The organism is Candidatus Njordibacter sp. Uisw_058 (assembly GCF_047730065.1).
GTDB lineage: Bacteria > Pseudomonadota > Gammaproteobacteria > Pseudomonadales > Balneatricaceae > Njordibacter.
The window spans coordinates 2,127,809-2,146,995 of the sequence record NZ_CP159829.1; the positions used below are offsets into that span (position 1 = coordinate 2,127,809).

The window sequence follows — 19,187 nt, forward strand, 5'->3', positions numbered from 1 at the left end:
ATTAATTACTATTAAATACTGACATTAAGTAACGCTAACAACCTACTGGCTGATACGTTTAACACTATTAAAACTGACATTACCTTGCCCAGAGACATTGAGAGTGACCTCATTGCCCTTGAGTTGAACACTGTTTACTGTGCCATACACCTGCATAGGTGGCACAGTTGTCTGACCATCCCGAACAGCACTTGCACTCAGGTAATATTTACCTTCTGGCGCAGCGGTGCCATCACTCTTGATGCCATCCCAGGAAAATTCTTGTGTGCCTGCCATCTTTGAGCCTAGGCCTATACTGGCCATGACTTCACCCGCTTCAGACTTAACATCAATGCGCAGGTCGTTCGCCGCTGTGGTGAGGTCTATGGCACCTGCCAATTTCCCACCTTCCAATTGCGCCCAGTTGCCATCAACCAAAGCTTTTTTACCAATCATGGCGGCATTGGCACTCATTTGTTGACCCTGATAGATGCTCACTAGGCCATCGATGGACTCACCCATTTCGGTGATCCCACTGACCGTAGAAAACTGTGCCATCTGGCCCATAAACTCACCATTTTCCATGGGTTCCATGGGGTCTTGGTGCTGTAATTGGGTGGTGAGTAACTTCAAAAAGTCCTCCTGCCCTAGCACCGAGGTGCGTTTAATTTCTTTCTGTTGGGTCGATTCGAAACTTCGAAAGTTTTCCGGGATCGAGCTAATAGATGCGGTCATCATTTCCTCCTTACATAACTTACTTACCTGGCTTAGCTGACTTATTTGCTCAGCTTGCTCAGCTAACGTTGGCTAAGTTGGGTAAATTATTACTTACCCAGCTGCAACGTACTCATCATCATTTTTTTGGTCGCGTTCATTACTTCTACGTTGGTTTGGTAGGAGCGTGAGGCATTCGTCATGTCAACCATTTCTTCAATAGAATTGACGTTAGACATAAATACAAAACCATCGTCATTAGCTGCCGGATTTGAAGGGTCGTAACTCTTCGCATTGGGTCGATCACTCACGTGGATGCCATTAACTTTCACGCTGGCTTCAAAATTATCGCTGGTGTAATTTTCTATCATCGTCTTAAAAATGGGTTTTTTGGCCTTGTAAGCGCCATCTGCGGTGGAACCCACAACGTCCATATTGGCCAAGTTACTGGCGGTGGTATTCAAACGCGTCATTTGCGCGGTCATGGCAGAACTAGATATTTTTAAGGCTGTTAACATTGACATGGGGTTGTCCTCTATACGGTTATGATGAGTGAGCTAAGCGAGGCTTATTCGCCTCGTAAAGCGCTCATGACGCCTTTAATTTTACTATTCAAAAAAGTGTTTGTTGCTTGGTAACGCAGTGAGTTTTCTGTAAACAAACTGTTTTCTGTGTTAATTTCAACAGTGTTGCCATCTAACGAGGCACTGTTGGGCAAGCGGTACTTAACCATGCTGTCGCCTTGGAGGGCCTGATAATTAGTGACGCCAATGTGGCGAGCGTGGCTAGTGCGCATGCTATTGCTTTGGGTTGTGGCCATTACGCTGCTAAAATCGATATCGCGGGCCTTATAGTTAGGTGTATCTACGTTGGCAATGTTGGATGCAATGACTGACGTGCGCTGTTCCCGCAGTTTTAAAGCGGTGCCGTGAATGCCTAGTGGGTTTTGTAAAATACTCATAATCGCTCGCTACTTTTGTTATCTGTTTAGAGGCTTATAATTGCCTGCTACACACTCACTAAAGCAAAGATTATGCCAAACTTAAAAAACGTTTAAATTTCATTAAGTTAGAAATTATATTATGAAAAAAATACCCCCTATTTTTGACAAGTGGCAAGGCCTTGCCGCAGGACTAATTCAGTTCAAGTGGCTATTATTAATGGCCTGTCTATGGCTCATTTCCCTCAGCTCTCAAGCTGCACCATGGCATGCCCATGAGGCCATTTACCAAGCCGTTAGCCAATTTTCTCAACAAGAGTTAGGCAGTAATGCGAGCACTAAACCACTGGATGAGCGCAGTCGGTATGCCCTCTGTACCACGCCCCTGCAAGTGACGCTGCCGTTTAATAACCAAAAGACTGTAAAAGTGGTGTGTGAAAAGACCCATGACAAAACCAGTTGGTCCTTGTATTTGTCGATTAATGTGCAAACCAACATTAAGGCCTGGCGCTTAGTGAGTCCCATTGAGGAACAGGGCACTATCGCTGCCAAACACATCGCCTTAGTGACCTACACCGGCAACCAAAGCAATTTTATGGGCAGCGAGACTAATCCTATTGGGCAGCAAGTTAAGCGCCGTTTAAATAAAGGCGATTGGCTAAGCCCAGAAGACATGAACAACTTACAAACTTTATGGCGCGCGGCAGAAGACATTCCCCAGGGCCAAGTCATCGCTCTAAAACACCTAACGTCAAGCAAAGAACCTGTCCAGACTGCAAGCCCCAGTGCGGTCTCCAGTAGAGTCCAGTTAATTGGTAAAATCGCAAAACGATACATTAAAACTGGCAAGCTACTGGATAAAAATGACATAGAAGGTCAACAATTGGTGGTGATTAGCAACCAAGCATTGTCAAGGGGAAGAGAGCTGATCGCCCAAGATCTGGCTCTGGCATGGGTGCCTGAACACAGTCTCAGGCAAATAGCATTTAGCCAAAAAGAAGCCCTAGTGGGCTGGGTTACGAAGCGCTATATTGCGAGCCAAACCCCGCTTACCAAAGATATGTTGCGCAAAGCCTATCTAGTCGTTAAGGGCAGCCAGGTGAGCTTGCAAATTAATTTAGACAACTACCAAATCACCAACAAAGGCCAAGCTTTGTCTAATGGCGGTTTGGGTGATAAAATTAAAGTCAAGTTATCTCCTAGTGGCTTGGTAAAGGAGGGTTTAGTGATTGCTAAAGGCCAAGTAGAGCTCAGTCGTTAAGTTGAAAATACTGGGCTTTAGTAATAATTAGATTTTATTTAAAATAAGTGCTATTTTGACGTTAAGTTTTTGCTGAATCTGTCGATACTTATCGGGCAGTCGTCAATTAGATTAGTTCAGAGGTCAAATATGAATGATATTAGCAATCACAATCAAGGAGTTGCAGCTAGCAGGACAAATAGTGCTCAAGCTAAACCTGCTCAAAAAACTCAAGATGTTCATCAACAAAGCCAAGCGAGCCAAACTCAGCGTGCAACAGATCAAGCCAAGACTGCGCCTAGTCAAGGCGCAGATCAGGCTAAGTTCACACCAGAATCACAAACGTTGGTGCGCATGACCCAGGCAAGTAAAGGGGTTAGTGACATTGACCAAAAAAAGGTCGACCGCATTAAACAGGCCCTAGAGAATGGAGAGTTCCCTGTCGATACGGCTCGTATTGCGGAAAAAATGACTAGTTTAGAAAAACTAATCCAAGGATAACTTACCCTTGCTGCCAGAGTTATTAGAGGAATTTGATGGTCATTTGAAACAGGCCATTAGCGACGCGCAGCAGTTGCAGAGTACCCTTGACCTAGAATTTGACTACCTTAAAAATAGTGATTTGCAGGCCTTTCAAGAACTACAAGTCCGCAAGCAACATGACGTACAAACCATTCAGCTATTTGACGCGCTCCGCAATCAGTTTTGTACCAAGGCAAGCATCGACCAAGAAGACAAAAACTTTAGCCAGCATCTAACCCCTTCGCAACAGACACAATGGCAACAATTGTTAGATATTTTGGAGGCCTGTAACAAAACTCACCGTACCAGTGACTATTACATGCGCACTAAACTAGAATCCATCAGTAAAGCCTTAGAAACATTAGAGCTTAGCAGTCCTGTGACCAGTACCAATCTGTACAATAGCTTAGGTAACGCTTTCAAATCTAATATAGGCCGCAGCCTCGACAAAGCTTAGTGATATACTCACCCCACATATATTGACACAGCAGATCGTATTTATGGCCGTTTTCACCTCTCTAGTTAATGACCCTCAATTGCCCATCTTTTTAATACTCATGGTGCTCAGCCTGCTGGCATTTGTGACCAGCTTAACGGCGCTTTTATTTGAGCGCCAAGGAAGCCAAAAGCTGCAGCAACGCCTAACAGACCTAGGCCACCAGCTTATCGAACAGCAAGAGGATTATAATAAACTCGAAAAATTACAGTTTTTAGGTGCTCAACGCCAGCAGCGTATGGACCAAGTATTACAAGATATCTACACGTTAATAGAGTCTAACAGTCAGCAACTCAATCGCATCAAGGACCAACCCAGCCCAAGTAGTGCGTTGTCTACGGATCTACCCAGTCAAAGTAATTATGAACATGCCATCCGCATGGCCAAAGAAGGCATGTCTGGGGAAAAAATCCAACATATCTGTGGCCTCACTGAAGGCGAAGTTAACCTCATATTAGATCTTCACCAGTAAGTGTTAGCTCAGATGGATTTTTCGTCGCCTGGTTTCATGCCCTTGAGCCAGTAGGTATACACCAAAACTTCAGCGACCAACGTATACAGCGACCTAGGCACTTGGTCGTCAAGGTCAAGCAAGCCCAATAAAGCCGCCAACTCTTCATCTTTTTTAATGGGTACACCTGCTGCAATGGCTGCGTCAATGATCTTTTGAGCTAATTCGTCTTTTCCCTTAGCTACGACTAAAGGGACTGGATTATTGCCATACTCTATGGCGATGGCTTGTAGAGGCTTTTTCATACGTGAACGTCCAAAATACTATGCACCGCTTGAGACTTGGCTTGAATCTCTGGCTCTATGATTGGGCCCACACTAACCTGCTGTAAGTTTATACTGTGCAGTTTTAGTGTATTATGTAACTGCTGCTTAGAGCCATGCACCAATGGCGCTAGCCATGCTTGATCACTGGAAAAATGTAAACTCGCTGTGGTTTCATGAGCCAGGGTATGCTCTGTCAGTAGCAAGTTAATTTGTAATTCTCCTAGCTCTGGACCCTCATGAGCCAGACTCACTGACCAGACTTTTTGGCTACGTTGTTGCTGGTTTTGTTGCAAAGTAATCAGTAAATGTTGTTCCCCAAACCAAGGCATCAGCCATTGATAATGCGTTTGATTATTAAGTAGAGCATCTAAGCTTTTGATTTGGCTTGAGTTTAAGGCTTCTAGCAAAGGTTTAACTTGTTGCTCAAAACCTTCTTCTAGGGCCAGCAACTTTAATAAAGCTTTAAGATCATTATGGGCTGCTGCTGGTCCCATTAAGGCATTTGCTAAACTTTCCGCTTGACCACGGCTTTCACTAAATAAGCCACTCATCAACAGAAACTTTTGTATATCAATGGCTTTTGGAGGGTTAGGAAGCTGCCAAAAAGATTGTAATAATGTCGCTAATGATGATGGCAACTGGGCGCCAGACAAGTGGCTAGATAGCCATTGTTGAAGTGGTTTTAAGCCGTCCGGACGATATAAAAGGCTGCGTAAAAATGCACTTTGTTGACCAAGAGAGGAAACGGGCAACTGCCCAGATCGCAATAACTCTAAACGGGGTGGGTGCACATCTGGATCTAACACCTTAAATAATAAGCGTTCCCCAAGTGTATAAGCCGCTGAACTGGCTGCAGCACTGAAGATACTGTTGGCAGTGTCAACTAACAATCGCGGTTGTAATTGCACTACCACACCCTCAATAATCTGACCCTTTATGAGGGTGACCGCAGGCAGTATAGGACCGTTACCAAGGTTCACCCCTGGCCGAACTACGCCACTTGATGGTGATAAGGGTTGAGGTCCGTTATCGATCATCTGCCCCCTTTTGCTATCTTGGTTAATTATTTGTTAGACTAACACTATGAACATAAGTAACGCTACGCCAACTGCACCCGCTGTCCAGCTACCTGTGATCAACCAGGAAGCCAAAGTGAGGGCGGAAAACGCCTTCCCTAGAGCAGAAGAAATTGACACGTCAGCGCAACTTCCTCAAACACCCGATCAAAGTCGACAAAAAGCCAACCTAGAAGCTTCTGCCTGGCGTGCTAGCCAAGCTAGCATTAGTGCCCAAGCAGAGACCAAAAAAGGCAGTGATGGACTAGCGAATTACACTGATCTGCCGCCTCAGCGCAGCCAACAAGCAGCTGAAGCCTACAAGGCGATTGAAAAACCAGAACAGCAAGTCTCCGTAGACGCTATCGTTTAGCTTCAAGCTACTTATTATTCAACATCGGCTATGTCTAGCACAATTTCAACTCGACGGTTTCGAGCCCGATCTGCGGCAGACCGATTATCATTGAGTGGCTCAGTATCAGCCACACCTTCCACAGAAAGCCGCTGCTTAGAGACATTCATCAAACTACTTAACGAGTCTGCGACTGCCGCCGCGCGCACTGCTGACAAGTCCCAATTACTTGGGAATTCCCCACCAGAAGGTGGATTAGTGCTATCCGTATGCCCAGTGACTATGACTTGGCCTTTATTACTTTTAATGGTTTTGCTCAACGCTCTAATCATCGGTAGCGCATTCGGGTTAAGCTGAGCCCCCCCATTGGGAAAGGCACCTTTCTCTGACAATCGAACAATAATCTTAGTGCCCTCTTGCTCAACTTCAGCTAAACCTTGAGTAACGGCCTCTGAAAGCACCATTTTTAACTCTGCTACTTCCTGTTGCACTTGCTCCTGTTGCTGCTCCTTCAAATTTTTTGCGTCTTGCTGCTTTTGTGACTGCTGATCTTGGACTTTAATAGGTGCATCAGTGAGTTCTTGAGCATCAGAAATTTTTGCGTAGAGTTCTAACGTCTCTGTAGGCACAAAGCCTTGATCTCCTTCACTTTCAGCTTCTCCAACACTACCGGGACCATTCAATTCAACCACTACCTGATTATCTTTAATCGTGACTTCGACCTCGCCATTAGCTATTTCTTCAGCTAGGGCCGTTTCCACCTTCTGCTGTTCTTCATTAACATCGTAGTCTTCTTTTTTTGTCTCTGTTTTTAATTCTACGTCTCGTTGGGTGGTCTCAGTGGTTTGCTGCATCAACTGATCGACAACTGACATTTGAGCTAACGTGGGGCTAAATGTTTTCGATAGCATCGATGTCCCCTCTGGCGGATCAGGTTTGTTTAAGACTTTTTGTATACCGAATGCATGCGCAATACTGCCCGCCACTTGCTCTAACTTAACCACTCTCATTTCTGAAAATGATAAAATTAATACGAAAAATGCCATCAACAAAGTCGCCATGTCGGCAAAGGTTGCCATCCATAAAGGAGCGCCTTTCTTGCAGACTGGACACTCTTCTGCATCGTCATCTTCTTCGGCTGGTGCTTCTGCAGCTGCGCCTTCTTCAGCTCCCTCTTGGCCTTCTTCAGCTCCCTCTTGGCCTTCTATAGGGTCTTCTTGGCCTTGTTCGCCATCGGCCGCCACAGGGGCGTTAGGATTCTCTTCAGCGTCGGTATTTTCTTCTGCCATGATTGTTTCTCCCTAAATAACAATCAATTAAGCAGCGGCTTCTAACTTAGCCCGAACTTTAGGCGCCAAGTAACTGTATAGTAATGATTCCATAACGCGCGGGTTGCCGCCTTCTGAGATGAAGATCAGAGCTTTAATAATAAGCTCATTGTTAACCGCATCTGCCTCTGACCGCTGCTCTAGTTTTTGCATCACAGGAAAGGCAATCATGTTAGCAATAATTGCACCGTAAAGTGTGGTCAACAAGGCCACTGCCATGGCTGGGCCAATCGATTTTGGGTCACCCATGTTAGCCAACATCTGTACCAGACCTACGAGCGTACCGATCATACCCATGGCTGGAGCAAAATCGCCCCAGGCTTCAAAAATAGAACCGCCAGCCTTCGCTCTGCGTATTTTCATGCCTGCCTCAGTGGCAAGCGACGCTTTTATAGCAGCGCCGTCTTGACCGTCGACCAACATGCCCATACCCTTGTTGAGAAATTCATTACTGACTTCCTGGGATTCCAAGGCGATCATGCCGTCCTTACGAGCAATGGTTGCAAGCTCAACTACTTTTTCAATCAAATCTTCAGGCTTGTCTACTTTATTGGAGAAAGCCTGGCCAGCGAGGCTAATGGCGCCGACAAAGTCAGTGATAGATGAGCGCATCAAAACAACGGATAAAGAACCACCGATAACGATGAAAATAGAAGCGCCGTTAACAAACATGGACATAGGGCCACCCATGAGAATACCAGCCGCGACGATTCCAAAACATGCAAAAAAACCTACAATTGTTGCTAAATCCATCTTTTATGTCTCCAACCCGTTGTTAACTAATGAATTCTTAGAGGTACAATGAATACCTTAAAACAATAGTTTATCTATAATATCCAATATTATCGACCAAATGTAATAAATATTTAGCCTGATTATGTTCTTAGCTCAGGATATGTAAAATAATTTCTAATAAACGAGCCTAATAGGATTTAAGTTACGCTATAATCAGTCGATAACGTATGGGACTACTGAGGTGTATATATGAGGTTTGTCACTTTTTTTCTTACTATTACGTTTTCCATCTTTAGCTACGCAGTAGTAGACAAAGCGCCCAAGTGCGATGACTATTTTTCAGTGCAGCAAACTGATGGGCGCTATCAACGCATGAGTAATGGCTTAGCCCAAGACCCACTTTCAGGCCTCACTTGGTATCGCTGTGGGGCGGGGCAAACCTGGCTTAATGGTGAGTGCCAAGGTGAGCCAATACTCTTACCCTTTGAAGACGCGCAAACTTGGGCTGCAAACGCAACGTTAGCTGGCTTTGATGATTGGCGAGTACCAGAAACTGATGATATGACCACGTTAGTTGAGGCAGACTGTAAATCACCCTCGATTAACACCCGAGTTTTTAGTGGTATTGAGCCTGAAGTGTATTGGAGCAGTGAGTCTAATTATTGGATGCAACCCATGGCATGGTCATTCTTTTTTTATCGCGGCCACTACTTTAGTAAGCAAGCAAAAGGGGAGCCTCTTCGTTTCATGCTAGTAAGGGATTAGGCCTCAGCCTTTATCTCTGCCTCTCTATTGCCCTTTACCTCTGCTTCGCCATTCCCCTCGCTATATGCAATAACTTCTAACTTTTGGGCTTAACTGTTGGTGTGGGTTTTAGTTCGTATCCTCGGCAGGCGTGGCCATCAATGCGCATGACTTCTATCATTGGCAACTGGCGAGATTTAATGGCAAACAAGCGACAGCCTCTTGGGAATTTTGCATCCCAAGTGACGTAAAAGTGCTTGCATTGCATGCAGTTAGGAACGTTTTTGTTTGTGTTCATAGGCTGTAAATAAAGTGTGTCAAGATCAAGCTGACTATGTCATGTCTTATTCTAACCACTGATTTGAAAATATTCCAACCTATTTGGCTGGTCTAAAGCTTAAGTCTTTTTGTGTAGATACTGATACGGGTTCTGGTTCTAGTACTGGGACGCAGGAAACTATCTCGAAAACCTGAATTTCAATACTTTAAGACACTTCAGGCCTTATTCATCAGATTTTTTTGGAGTGGAAAAACCCAGCAAGTCCAATTGCTCAGGTGACGAATTTGACTCTAGGCTAGGGTCCTCAAGTGGCTGCACTGGCTCATTTAGCTCACTCAATTCACTTACTTCAGTTGCTTGGGGTACTGGGGCAGTCGTGTCCAGTTCATCTATTTTACCACTAACGGGATGGGCCTCAGATGAACCCATACCTTCTGGCTTTATGGGGCTGGCTTGTGGCTCTATGTTAGCGGCTTGTGGCTCTATGATTGTGGTTTGAGGATCTGACTTTTCAGATTGTGAGTCAATCCTCTCAGCCGCTGCGCGCTCTGCTTCTAAAGCATCTAACTCATCAAACTTCTGTTCTCTTAAGGCGCGTCTGGCATCTCGATCTGTCTGTGACAGCTTGGCACGGAAATACTCGTCCCACACTCGATACCCCAGTACCGTAAAAAAGAACACCACCATTGAGTAACCAAATAAAGTGGTGAAGTCGATATCTCTTAGCCAAGACAACTTATCAGCATAAGCCAACAGCATAACCAACATAACTGCGAAAATAAGCACTAAGCGCATAGTGCGACAAAAAGCACAGGGCTGTTTGCCACTAGGGTCACTGTCACTAATTCGACGTCCCATATTAGTTATCCACCACTCACATAGTTAATCATGATTCCCGCGGCAACAGCCGAACCAATAACCCCTGCCACGTTGGGTCCCATGGCGTGCATTAACAAAAAGTTTTGGTTATTAGCTTCTAAACCCACCTTGTTAGACACACGCGCCGCCATAGGTACTGCGGATACTCCAGCTGAACCAATCAGTGGGTTAATACCGCCACCCGTTAATTTATTCATGATCTTAGCCATCAACACACCAGAGGCAGTGCCAATAGCGAACGCCACCATACCTAGACAGAGAATACCTAAGGTCGTGAGATCTAAGAATTTATCTGCCGATAGTTTAGAACCTACTGCTAAGCCGAGAAAGATGGTGACCACGTTAATTAATGCATTTTGAGTGGTATCAGATAAACGATCCACCACACCAGATTCGCGCATCAAGTTACCAAAACAGAACATGCCCAATAAAGGCGCTGCATCAGGCAGCATAAACGCCACCAACAATAGCAATAACAAGGGAAATACAATCTTTTCAACCTTGCCTACGGGGCGCAATTGCACCATTTTTATCTGCCGTTCCTTCACTGTCGTGAGGGCTCGCATAATAGGCGGTTGAATGAGGGGCACGAGGGCCATGTATGAATATGAAGCCACCGCAATCGCTCCCAATAAATCTGGCGCAAGCTTACTAGCCACGTAAATAGACGTAGGGCCATCGGCACCCCCTATAATGCCTATGGCCGCTGCATCAGCGAGGGTGAAGTCCATCCAGCCAAGGGTAGACATACCCACTGCGCCTATTAAGGTCACAAAAATACCAAATTGTGCGGCCGCCCCCAAAAATAGCGTTTTAGGGTTAGCTAATAATGGACCAAAATCTGTCATGGCTCCCACACCCATGAAAATAATGAGCGGGAAAGCACCAGTTTCGATACCGACAGAGTAAAACATATAGAGAATGCCACCCGGATCAGCTAAACCAGCACCAGGAATGTTAGCCAATAAGCCACCAAAACCAATAGGGATGAGTAGCAAAGGCTCAAAATTACGCTTAATGGCTAAATAAAGCAGTAACAAGCCCACAGCCATCATGATGACTTGGCCTGGTTGCACTTGATACACGCCGGAGCTATACCAAATTTGTAATAACTTGTCCATGAATATTCCGCCTAAACCAAGGTCAACAAAGTATCACCAACAGATACAGAATCACCTTCTTTAGCCATCACAGCACTCACCGTACCCGCCTTACTGGCGCGAATTTCTGTTTCCATTTTCATGGCTTCAAGGATGAATAAAACATCACCTTCTTGCACAGCTTGACCTGGCATCGTATGAATTTTCCAAATGTTACCTGCTAAGGGTGCTGTGACAGCTTCCCCGCCAGTGACTGGCAAAGCGGCGGGTACTGGGTTGGCTGTCATCGCCACTGGAGCTAAACCAACCGCTGAAATATCTCCACCCTCAGCGACTTCCACCACATAGCTTTGGCCATTCACACCAATGGTATAAACTGATGTCTGCGCTACTGCAGGTTTAGGTGCGGTGGCGGCTTGGGCAGACTCGAGTGTTGGGATAGGTTCAAAGGCATCTGGGTTATCCCGATTTTCTAAGAACTTAAGTCCCACCTGAGGGAAAAGCGCATAAGTTAACACGTCATCTATTTCACGATCACCTGGTGCAAGCTTAATATTTTTCTCTTGTGCAAGACCTCGTAATTCCACAGTAAGCTGGTCCAGCTCATCGTCAATAAGATCTGCAGGGCGGCAAGTAATAGCCTCAGCACCATCTAACACACGGGCTTGTAGCTCTTTATTAAAAGGCGCCATGGCGGCACCGTATTGGCCTTTAAGCACACCCGCTGTTTCTTTAGTAATACTTTTGTAGCGCTCACCCGTTAACACGTTGAGTACCGACTGAGTGCCTACAATCTGTGAGGTGGGTGTCACTAATGGAATAAAACCTAGATCTTCTCGCACTCTTGGAATTTCTTCTAGCACTTCATCCAGCCGATCTGCAGCACCTTGTTCTCTGAGTTGACTTTCCATATTGGTCAACATACCACCTGGAACCTGAGCCACTAAAATACGTGAGTCTACACCCCTAAGAGACCCTTCCCATTTTGCATATTTCTTGCGCACGTCACGGAAGTAAGCGGCCACTTCTTCTATAGCCCTTATATCTAAGCCTGTGTCTCGATCACCTCCTTCGAAAATAGACACCACAGACTCTGTGGGTGAGTGTCCGTAGGTCATAGACATAGAGGAAATAGAGGTATCAACGTTATCAATGCCTGCTTCAGCAGCTTTTAAAATGGCCGCAGTAGACAAACCTGTGGTAGCGTGGCATTGCATGTGCACTGGCATGTTAGTTTCAGCTTTGAGGCGAGTGACCAACTCAAATGCCTTATACGGATTCAACAAACCTGCCATGTCTTTAATGCAAATAGAATCAGCCCCTTGATCTTCTATTTGCTTAGCCAAGTCAACCCAGTAGTCCATCGTGTGCAGAGCACTGAGAGTATACGACATCGCACCTTGAGCATGTTTGCCCGTTTCTTTGACCGCCTTAATGGCTGTGGCTAAATTACGCACATCGTTCATGGCATCAAACACTCGAAACACATCAACCCCATTAATGGCAGCACGCTCGACAAATTTTCTCACTACGTCATCAGCATAATGCCGATAGCCAAGAATATTCTGTGCGCGGAACAACATTTGTTGCGGCGTGTTAGGCATAGCCGCCTTTAAAGCACGAATACGTTCCCAAGGGTCCTCACCTAAATAGCGAATGCAGGCGTCAAAAGTTGCCCCACCCCAAGTTTCTACAGACCAATAACCGATTTGATCCAGCTTGGGAGCAATGGGTAACATATCGGCTAAGCGCATGCGTGTAGCAAATAGAGACTGGTGCCCATCACGCAGTACAACGTCAGTAATACCTAGGGTTTTTTTAACAGGGGTCATGTGTGTTTGCCTATGCTAATAATTAAATAAAAAGGATAAGAGATGCAGCATTAGCTGCGGTCTTGACGATATCGATGCACTGCCGCACTTAACACTGCCATTAAATGGGCGTCATTAGCAACTTGCTGGGAAGGTGAAACCATATTCAAAGGGGGGGTGAGCAGCGATAGGTCTTCTACGGGAGAAAACCGCAACACAGTTGCAGACATGGTTTTGGTGGCAAGCACCAACAGCGTAAGAAAAGTAAACACAAAACCCATGCCAAACACCATTAAGGTGAGGCCTTCGAGCATTAAGTCGGATGATGGCACGATAGCAGCTCCGTTTATTTTTGCCGCTTGTGGCAGCATATTAATTCAGCCATGGTGAGGCTGCTTTCATTTCAGTGTGTCAATTTACCCACTTGTGACCAAAGTCGCAAGAATACCCAGTATAAAAACCACTGATATTAGTATTACACCTAAAATTGTCAAAAAAATTTAACAACATGACTATTTTTGTTCAATTTAACCAACAATCATAAAGGTAACTCAATCTGCATCTACACTCTCGAAGCCTAGCACTTTTAGACACAATGTATGTAACTGGCTCATGACAATTTTTTTGAAATTACGCAGGTCTTTTTAACTTTGATCAAGACTCAAAACTAAAAGGCATCACCCAAACTCAAAGCAATCTCTTCCACTTGATTATTGGCCACGCCAGACCCACGAGATCGACTAGATACACAAGAGCCAATTGATGCATAAACTCTCATGAGCCATGCACCTTGATATTTGGTTCAATGCGCCGCAAGATGAATGGAAAGTAACACTTTGACTGTCACATAAACTGCTATTTTAGAGGATGACGTCTAATTACCCATGGCAGGCAAGATCTTAAACATAAATTTCGTGGGTTAGTTAACCAAGCATTAAATAATGCAAGCTAGATCCCACATACCAATGAATAGGAGATAAGCTCTATGCCCACCGAACAAGTTATTTCTGGCAGCTGCCTATGTGGAGCAATACGTTATAGTGCATCTGCATCACCTCTTTTTCAGGTCCACTGCCATTGTCAGGATTGTCGAAAGAATACTGGATCAGCCTTTGCTGCCTTGGCATTTGTGCCAATTGATAGCCTATCTTGGCAGGGGCAAACTCAAACGTTTACCCATCGTGCTGATTCTGGTGCTGTAATGACCAAACACTTTTGCTCTTCCTGCGGCAGCCAACTGTTTGGCACCAACAGTGCAAAACCAGATCGCATTCATATCAAAGTAGGTTCTGTGGAGGACGCCCAATGGTTTGAACCACAATGTAATGTCTGGGCCAGCAGCCGGCTTCCTTCTACTCCCATAAATTCAAGGGTTAAAGATTTTGCACAGATGCCAACAACATCAGCAAAAAAATAGTCTAAGAATTAGGTTTTAGTCTATTTGGATATTTTTAAGCGATTCAGGCTTAATATTTCCTATTGGGTATTATTTAAGGGCATTGGTCGCTTTAGTGGTATAAATATCGCATTAGAAACGACTCTTACTTAGACCCAATTTATATTATAATTAACCCATTAACTTACTGATAAATATATATTTATAAATTAATTTAAACGTTTCCTTTGGTAGTCTATAGGAAACAAAAATAAGACTTGCATTTAAACACCACTCAATGCGTTTATAACATTGACTGACGCCATATGATCATGCAAATTGGGTACATTACCTTAAATGGACCCACATTATGAGCCTAAAAAAACCACAAGAAACACCCAATCTCAATGATTTTATTGCTCAACAACGTGAAAAGTCCTGCTTTGCAGGTTTACCTTTAGAGGGTAAGCGGGTGATTGATTTGTCTAGTGTGATAGCAGCTCCCTACTGCGCTGCTTTATTAGGTGATGCGGGTGCTGAAATCATCAAGGTGGAAAATCCAATGGCTCCAGATGCACTGCGCGGCTGGGGCACCCATGCGGCCACTGGCATTGAACCTTATCATGCCTATATTGGCAGAAATAAACTGCCCATTACCCTCAACCTCAAGTCAGAGGCAGGTAAACAAGCCTTTTTGGAACTCATTCAGTCAGCTGACGTGCTGATCGAAAACATGCGCTTAGGGGTGATGGACAGGTTGGGGCTAAGCCATGAAATATTGTTAGAACTTAATCCAGGATTGGTGATTGGCAAAGTTTCAGGTTATGGCATGACTGGCCCTCACGCCCATCAACCCGGTTTTGGCACACTCGCAGAAGCCTTTAGTGGCTTTTCGTTTCTTAATGGTTATGAAGATACGGGGCCTACTAGTCCTCCCATAGCTTTGGCTGATTTAACCACTGGAATTCATTTGGCCTATGCAGTGAGCCTAGCCCTGCATCAAAGTAAGCGTTTAGAAAGTGGTGGCCAAGTGGTGGATATTTCTTTGTATGAGCCACTATTTGGTTACCTTGGCGGTGAATTTATTGGCTATCAATTAACAGGCGAGATTCCTAAACCGATTGGTAATGAGCTCAGAGCTGCAGCACCGCGTAATAATTACCAAACCAGCGATGGCTTGTGGGTGGCCATGTCTTGCTCTAACCAAAAAACCTGGGAACGACTTGCCGAGGTCATGGGTCAGCCCCAGCTTATCCGTGATCCCCGCTTTAAGACCAACAACGACCGCATTCAGCCAGATAGCCGCATTACTTTAAACCAAATCATAAAGGCTTGGGTATTAACTAAAACCAATGCCGAAGCATTGGAGCTATTCCGCCGAGAAGGCATTACTGCTGGCCCTATCTTGTCAATGAAGGAAATTGATGAAGATCCTCACTTTGAAGCCCGTGGTAGCATTATTAGGGTCACAGACCCCTCATCAGGGATAGAACTTAAAATGCCTGATGTCCCCTTTCGCATGAAAGATAATTCAGCCACTAACAAGAAGTCTAAGTTACGCTTTCCAGGCTTACCTATGGGTTCAGCTAATCAAGTCGTGTATCGTGATTTGTTGGGTTATAGCCAAGCAAAAATAGATCAATTAGGTTAACAACTCAAAAATGCAAAAAAAAGGCGGCCAAGGCCGCCTTTTTATCATTCTTATAGGGCTTCTAACGATAGGTGACTTGCTCTTCACCGTTGCTTTCTGGACGTGCAATGGCACCAATCATAGCTGCCAAAGTGACTTTTCCAATCACTTCACCATCACGCATGACGTTAGCATGAGTGACATCTGCCTTAACCATGGCTGGCATCGCGTCTTCTAGAATCACAGTGGATGCGAATTCCAAACCCGAGTCAGATGAAGAGGCTTCCATAACCGCTGAAACATCTAACACGCGAGCACGGTTAATATCTTTAATAAAGTCACGCACGTAGTCATCTGCAGGATCTAACACAATTTCTTGAGGCGAACCTTGCTGAATAACAGCACCATCTCGCAAGATAACAATATTATCTCCAATGTTAAGCGCCTCGTCCAAGTCATGGGTAATAAAAATAATGGTTTTGTGCAATTCTTCTTGTAAGTCCAGCAAGATATCTTGCATGTCGTTACGAATCAATGGATCCAATGCCGAGAAAGCTTCATCCATTAATAGAATTTCAGCATCTGTAGCCAAGGCTCTTGCCAAGCCAACCCGTTGCTGCATGCCACCAGACAACTGCGCTGGATAGTTATTTTCAAAGCCAGATAGGCCAACTCTGTCGATCCACTTTTGCGAGCGCTCGTTCATTTCGGCTTTATTGACGCCTTTAATTTTTAATCCATAACCCACATTGTCAATCACCGAACGGTGGGGCAACAGGGCAAACTTTTGGAATACCATAGACATTCTGTTGCGGCGAAAGTTGCGTAATTCTTCAGCAGACATGGCTAAAACATTTTCGCCATCAACCAAAATCTCACCAGAGGTGGGTTCAATCAAGCGATTTAAATGGCGAATTAGGGTCGACTTACCAGAACCGGATAAACCCATAATCACCTGAATACGACGCGCAGGAATGTCAATATTGACATTATTTAAGCCCAGTACATGCTTATGTTCAGCTTGCAATGACGTTTTTGTAGCACCATTTTCAACTTTTGACACCATGGCTCCGCCATTAGGCCCAAAAATCTTATATAGGTTCTTAATCGAAACCTTAACATCAGACACCGTGACCTCCTTGACGGTGCTTTTGCAACCGTTTGCCGTACTCTTGTGAAACTCGGTCAAATATAACGGCCAAAGCTACAATGGCTAGTCCATTCATCAGACCTAATGCCAAGTACTGATTAGAAACCGCTCGGAGTACGGGAACTCCTAAACCTTTAACACCGATCATTGAGGCAATAACCACCATGGCCAAAGCCATCATAATAGTTTGGTTTACCCCTGCAAAGATATTAGGTAACGCCAAAGGAATTTGAACATCAAATAATTTCTGGCGATAGTTAGAACCAAAGGCTTCGGCAGCTTCAAGCACCTCTTTATCGACCAAACGGATGCCCAAGTTGGTGAGTCGCACAATGGGGGGTAAGGCATAAATACAAACAGCAATCAGGCCAGGTACCTTGCCAATACCCAGCAACATTACCACTGGGATTAAATATACAAAACTGGGAATAGTTTGCATGATATCTAGCACTGGAGTGACCCCTGCCTGCACACGATTGGAACGGGACATTAAAATCCCCAGAGGGATTCCCAAACCAATGCACAAGAAAGTCGCCACAGAAATAATGGCCACCGTGGCCATGGTATCTTCCCACATGCCGAAATAACCAATCGCCAAAAACGATACAATGGTGCCAATAACGATACCAATACTGCGGGCTCCAAGCCAAGCTAAGACCGCAAAGATTAAAATCATAATTGGCCAAGGTGCGGCCATGAGTAGTTTTTCAAACCACACCATAAAATACATTAGTGGATCAAAGAAGCCCTCAATAGCCTCACCGTTCTCTCGAGAAAAATCACGAAATGCAAAATCGATGCCTTTTTTTAAACCTACTAAGTCTTTTCGCCCCATTGAGGGAAATTCGTCAAATAATTCCACAATTAGTCCTACTCAGTTAAAAAATTAAAAAAAAGCCTGCTAACAAAGTTAGCAGGCTTTTTACATAACCCTTAGGTTAGTTTAAAGATTTTTTGATTAAGTTCGCGGCTTGGACACCAACCCATTGGGTCCATACATCTTCATGATTCACAAGGAACTCAATTGCTGCATCTTCACCACCAGCTTGGTTATCAGCCATGTACACTAGCATTGCACCCATGGCGGCTGCAGGGTACTCACGTCCCTTAATGTATGCAGCAGCTTTAGGATCATTGTTCTTCATGAACGAATCCGTAGCAATGGTGTTGATTTCTGACACACTCCAAGAAGTTGGCTGTGGGTCGGCACACTCAGCTTGGGTAGTACAAGCAAGCCAGTCATCCATGCCTTGGAACGGCACACCAAAGTCAAGCATTTGCATATTGTACTTGCCCATCATCGCTGTTGGAGACCAGTAATAACCAAAGTAGTCATCGCCTCGTTGAACAGCCTTGGCCATCGCTCCATCAAGACCTGCAGCAGAACCTGGATCAACTAAAACCCATCCTTTAGCTTCCATGTCGAAGGCAGTGAATAGATTGTTATTGATTTGCTGACAACCCCAACCTGCAGGACAACCCACGAAGGCACCTTTAGTAGGATCTTCGTTGTATGGAAACAAATCTGGGCGCTCGATCACATCTAGTACAGATTTGAGTTCTGGATGATTCTCTAAAGTATAGCTAGGTACAACCCAACCTTCACCAGCACCTAAAATCGGCTTTGGATTCATCTTATGTAAGCTACCCGATGCAATGGCAGCTTTCAGAGGAACATCCACAGATTGTGTCCACAATTCAGGTGCAATATCAGGCACACCTTTAGTATCCATAGAAGCGAAAGTAGTTAGCGTTGCACCTGGAACCAATTCCACAGTGCAGCCATAACCTTCTTCAAGGATGATTTTGTCTACGTTAGCCATAAATTCAGCAGAGGCCCAGTTCATCTCTGCAATAGTTACGTCTCCACAGGCTGCTACTGCGCCTTGTGACATCGCAGCTGCAACACCAGCAGCGGCCAAACCTTTAACAAGCTTATTCATGTAAAACTCCATTATTATAATTAATTCGGGTTTATCTTCAAGCGACACCAAAAAGTAACAAAACAAAACAAAAATGACAAGGCGTTAACCCTGTTAAAAGTGCCGATGCCGCTTACAGATATATATATGCCGCTATA

At 44.8% G+C, this 19,187-nt stretch carries 22 protein-coding genes; 8 read left to right on the plus strand and 14 right to left on the minus strand.

What is annotated here, in order from left to right; genetic code table 11:
* Positions 1-42 precede the first annotated feature (42 nt).
* The 3 genes from ABXT59_RS09930 to flgB form a co-directional block, all read right to left on the minus strand.
* Positions 43-717 carry a flagellar hook assembly protein FlgD gene (locus tag ABXT59_RS09930; protein WP_443635959.1) on the minus strand — a complete coding sequence of 225 codons (675 nt, stop codon included), beginning with the start codon at positions 715-717 and terminating at the stop codon, positions 43-45.
* 86 nt (positions 718-803) lie between these two features.
* The gene (flgC, locus tag ABXT59_RS09935) at positions 804-1,217 is read right to left on the minus strand and encodes a flagellar basal body rod protein FlgC (RefSeq protein WP_443635960.1); all 414 of its coding nucleotides are present in this window, start codon (positions 1,215-1,217) and stop codon (positions 804-806) included.
* A 44-nt stretch (positions 1,218-1,261) separates the two neighbouring features.
* Positions 1,262-1,654, minus strand: coding sequence for a flagellar basal body rod protein FlgB (gene flgB, locus ABXT59_RS09940; RefSeq protein ID WP_443635961.1), 393 nt, complete (start codon positions 1,652-1,654; stop codon positions 1,262-1,264).
* A 121-nt stretch (positions 1,655-1,775) separates the two neighbouring features.
* On the opposite strand from flgB, the gene flgA reads away from it, so the two are divergent.
* The 4 genes from flgA to ABXT59_RS09960 all read left to right on the plus strand — a co-directional run bounded on the left by flgA (position 1,776) and on the right by ABXT59_RS09960 (position 4,363).
* On the plus strand, positions 1,776-2,894 hold the full coding sequence (gene flgA, locus ABXT59_RS09945) for a flagellar basal body P-ring formation chaperone FlgA (RefSeq protein WP_443635962.1): 1,119 nt from the start codon (positions 1,776-1,778) through the stop codon (positions 2,892-2,894).
* A 129-nt stretch (positions 2,895-3,023) separates the two neighbouring features.
* On the plus strand, positions 3,024-3,374 hold the full coding sequence (flgM, locus tag ABXT59_RS09950) for a flagellar biosynthesis anti-sigma factor FlgM (protein ID WP_443635963.1): 351 nt from the start codon (positions 3,024-3,026) through the stop codon (positions 3,372-3,374).
* 7 nt (positions 3,375-3,381) lie between these two features.
* Positions 3,382-3,852 (plus strand): flagellar export chaperone FlgN, encoded by a 471-nt coding sequence (gene flgN, locus ABXT59_RS09955; RefSeq protein ID WP_443635964.1) that lies wholly within the window; start codon positions 3,382-3,384, stop codon positions 3,850-3,852.
* A gap of 43 nt (positions 3,853-3,895) precedes the next feature.
* On the plus strand, positions 3,896-4,363 hold the full coding sequence (locus ABXT59_RS09960) for a DUF2802 domain-containing protein (protein WP_443635965.1): 468 nt from the start codon (positions 3,896-3,898) through the stop codon (positions 4,361-4,363).
* Between the two features lie 8 nt (positions 4,364-4,371).
* On the opposite strand, the gene ABXT59_RS09965 is transcribed toward ABXT59_RS09960, so the two are convergent.
* Both ABXT59_RS09965 and ABXT59_RS09970 read right to left on the minus strand, forming a co-directional pair.
* On the minus strand, positions 4,372-4,647 hold the full coding sequence (locus ABXT59_RS09965) for an EscU/YscU/HrcU family type III secretion system export apparatus switch protein (RefSeq protein ID WP_443635966.1): 276 nt from the start codon (positions 4,645-4,647) through the stop codon (positions 4,372-4,374).
* Positions 4,644-5,705: a hypothetical protein gene (locus ABXT59_RS09970; protein ID WP_443635967.1), complete on the minus strand. Its 1,062-nt coding sequence runs from the start codon at positions 5,703-5,705 to the stop codon at positions 4,644-4,646. The genes ABXT59_RS09965 and ABXT59_RS09970 overlap by 4 nt, the downstream gene beginning before the upstream one ends.
* A 46-nt stretch (positions 5,706-5,751) precedes the next feature.
* Between ABXT59_RS09970 and ABXT59_RS09975 the strand changes: the two genes are divergently transcribed.
* Positions 5,752-6,096: a hypothetical protein gene (locus ABXT59_RS09975; protein ID WP_443635968.1), complete on the plus strand. Its 345-nt coding sequence runs from the start codon at positions 5,752-5,754 to the stop codon at positions 6,094-6,096.
* Positions 6,097-6,110: 14 nt separating this feature from the next.
* Here ABXT59_RS09975 and ABXT59_RS09980 read toward each other — a convergent pair whose 3' ends face one another.
* Positions 6,111-7,364, minus strand: coding sequence for an OmpA family protein (locus ABXT59_RS09980; RefSeq protein ID WP_443635969.1), 1,254 nt, complete (start codon positions 7,362-7,364; stop codon positions 6,111-6,113).
* A gap of 27 nt (positions 7,365-7,391) precedes the next feature.
* A complete protein-coding gene (locus ABXT59_RS09985; RefSeq protein WP_443635970.1) occupies positions 7,392-8,156 on the minus strand; it encodes a MotA/TolQ/ExbB proton channel family protein in 765 nt (254 codons plus the stop codon).
* 231 nt (positions 8,157-8,387) lie between these two features.
* Here ABXT59_RS09985 and ABXT59_RS09990 point away from each other — a divergent pair, with 231 nt between their 5' ends.
* On the plus strand, positions 8,388-8,903 hold the full coding sequence (locus ABXT59_RS09990; protein WP_443635971.1) for an Lcl C-terminal domain-containing protein: 516 nt from the start codon (positions 8,388-8,390) through the stop codon (positions 8,901-8,903).
* A gap of 481 nt (positions 8,904-9,384) precedes the next feature.
* Here the strand turns inward: ABXT59_RS09990 and ABXT59_RS09995 are convergent, their stop codons facing one another.
* From ABXT59_RS09995 to ABXT59_RS10010, 4 genes are read right to left on the minus strand one after another with little or no spacing between them, the layout of a single operon-like run.
* Complete coding sequence (locus ABXT59_RS09995; RefSeq protein WP_443635972.1) at positions 9,385-10,020, minus strand: hypothetical protein; 636 nt, start codon at positions 10,018-10,020, stop codon at positions 9,385-9,387.
* Positions 10,021-10,025: 5 nt separating this feature from the next.
* Positions 10,026-11,162, minus strand: a complete 1,137-nt coding sequence (locus tag ABXT59_RS10000) for a sodium ion-translocating decarboxylase subunit beta (RefSeq protein ID WP_443635973.1) — start codon at positions 11,160-11,162, stop codon at positions 10,026-10,028.
* Positions 11,163-11,173: 11 nt separating this feature from the next.
* Positions 11,174-12,973, minus strand: a complete 1,800-nt coding sequence (oadA, locus tag ABXT59_RS10005) for a sodium-extruding oxaloacetate decarboxylase subunit alpha (RefSeq protein WP_443635974.1) — start codon at positions 12,971-12,973, stop codon at positions 11,174-11,176.
* A gap of 50 nt (positions 12,974-13,023) precedes the next feature.
* Complete coding sequence (locus ABXT59_RS10010) at positions 13,024-13,284, minus strand: OadG family protein (RefSeq protein ID WP_443635975.1); 261 nt, start codon at positions 13,282-13,284, stop codon at positions 13,024-13,026.
* Between the two features lie 653 nt (positions 13,285-13,937).
* On the opposite strand from ABXT59_RS10010, the gene ABXT59_RS10015 reads away from it, so the two are divergent.
* Together ABXT59_RS10015 and ABXT59_RS10020 are read left to right on the plus strand one after the other, a co-directional pair.
* Entirely contained in the window at positions 13,938-14,369 is a 432-nt protein-coding gene (locus ABXT59_RS10015; protein WP_443635976.1) for a GFA family protein, read from the plus strand.
* A 328-nt stretch (positions 14,370-14,697) separates the two neighbouring features.
* The gene (locus ABXT59_RS10020; RefSeq protein WP_443635977.1) at positions 14,698-15,978 is read left to right on the plus strand and encodes a CaiB/BaiF CoA transferase family protein; all 1,281 of its coding nucleotides are present in this window, start codon (positions 14,698-14,700) and stop codon (positions 15,976-15,978) included.
* 61 nt (positions 15,979-16,039) lie between these two features.
* Here ABXT59_RS10020 and ABXT59_RS10025 read toward each other — a convergent pair whose 3' ends face one another.
* The 3 genes from ABXT59_RS10025 to ABXT59_RS10035 all read right to left on the minus strand — a co-directional run bounded on the left by ABXT59_RS10025 (position 16,040) and on the right by ABXT59_RS10035 (position 19,050).
* On the minus strand, positions 16,040-17,086 hold the full coding sequence (locus tag ABXT59_RS10025) for a quaternary amine ABC transporter ATP-binding protein (protein WP_443635978.1): 1,047 nt from the start codon (positions 17,084-17,086) through the stop codon (positions 16,040-16,042).
* A complete protein-coding gene (locus ABXT59_RS10030; RefSeq protein WP_443638596.1) occupies positions 17,079-17,942 on the minus strand; it encodes an ABC transporter permease in 864 nt (287 codons plus the stop codon). Before ABXT59_RS10030 ends, ABXT59_RS10025 begins: the two co-directional genes overlap by 8 nt.
* 103 nt (positions 17,943-18,045) lie before the next feature.
* The gene (locus ABXT59_RS10035) at positions 18,046-19,050 is read right to left on the minus strand and encodes an ABC transporter substrate-binding protein (RefSeq protein ID WP_443635979.1); all 1,005 of its coding nucleotides are present in this window, start codon (positions 19,048-19,050) and stop codon (positions 18,046-18,048) included.
* Positions 19,051-19,187 lie beyond the last annotated feature (137 nt).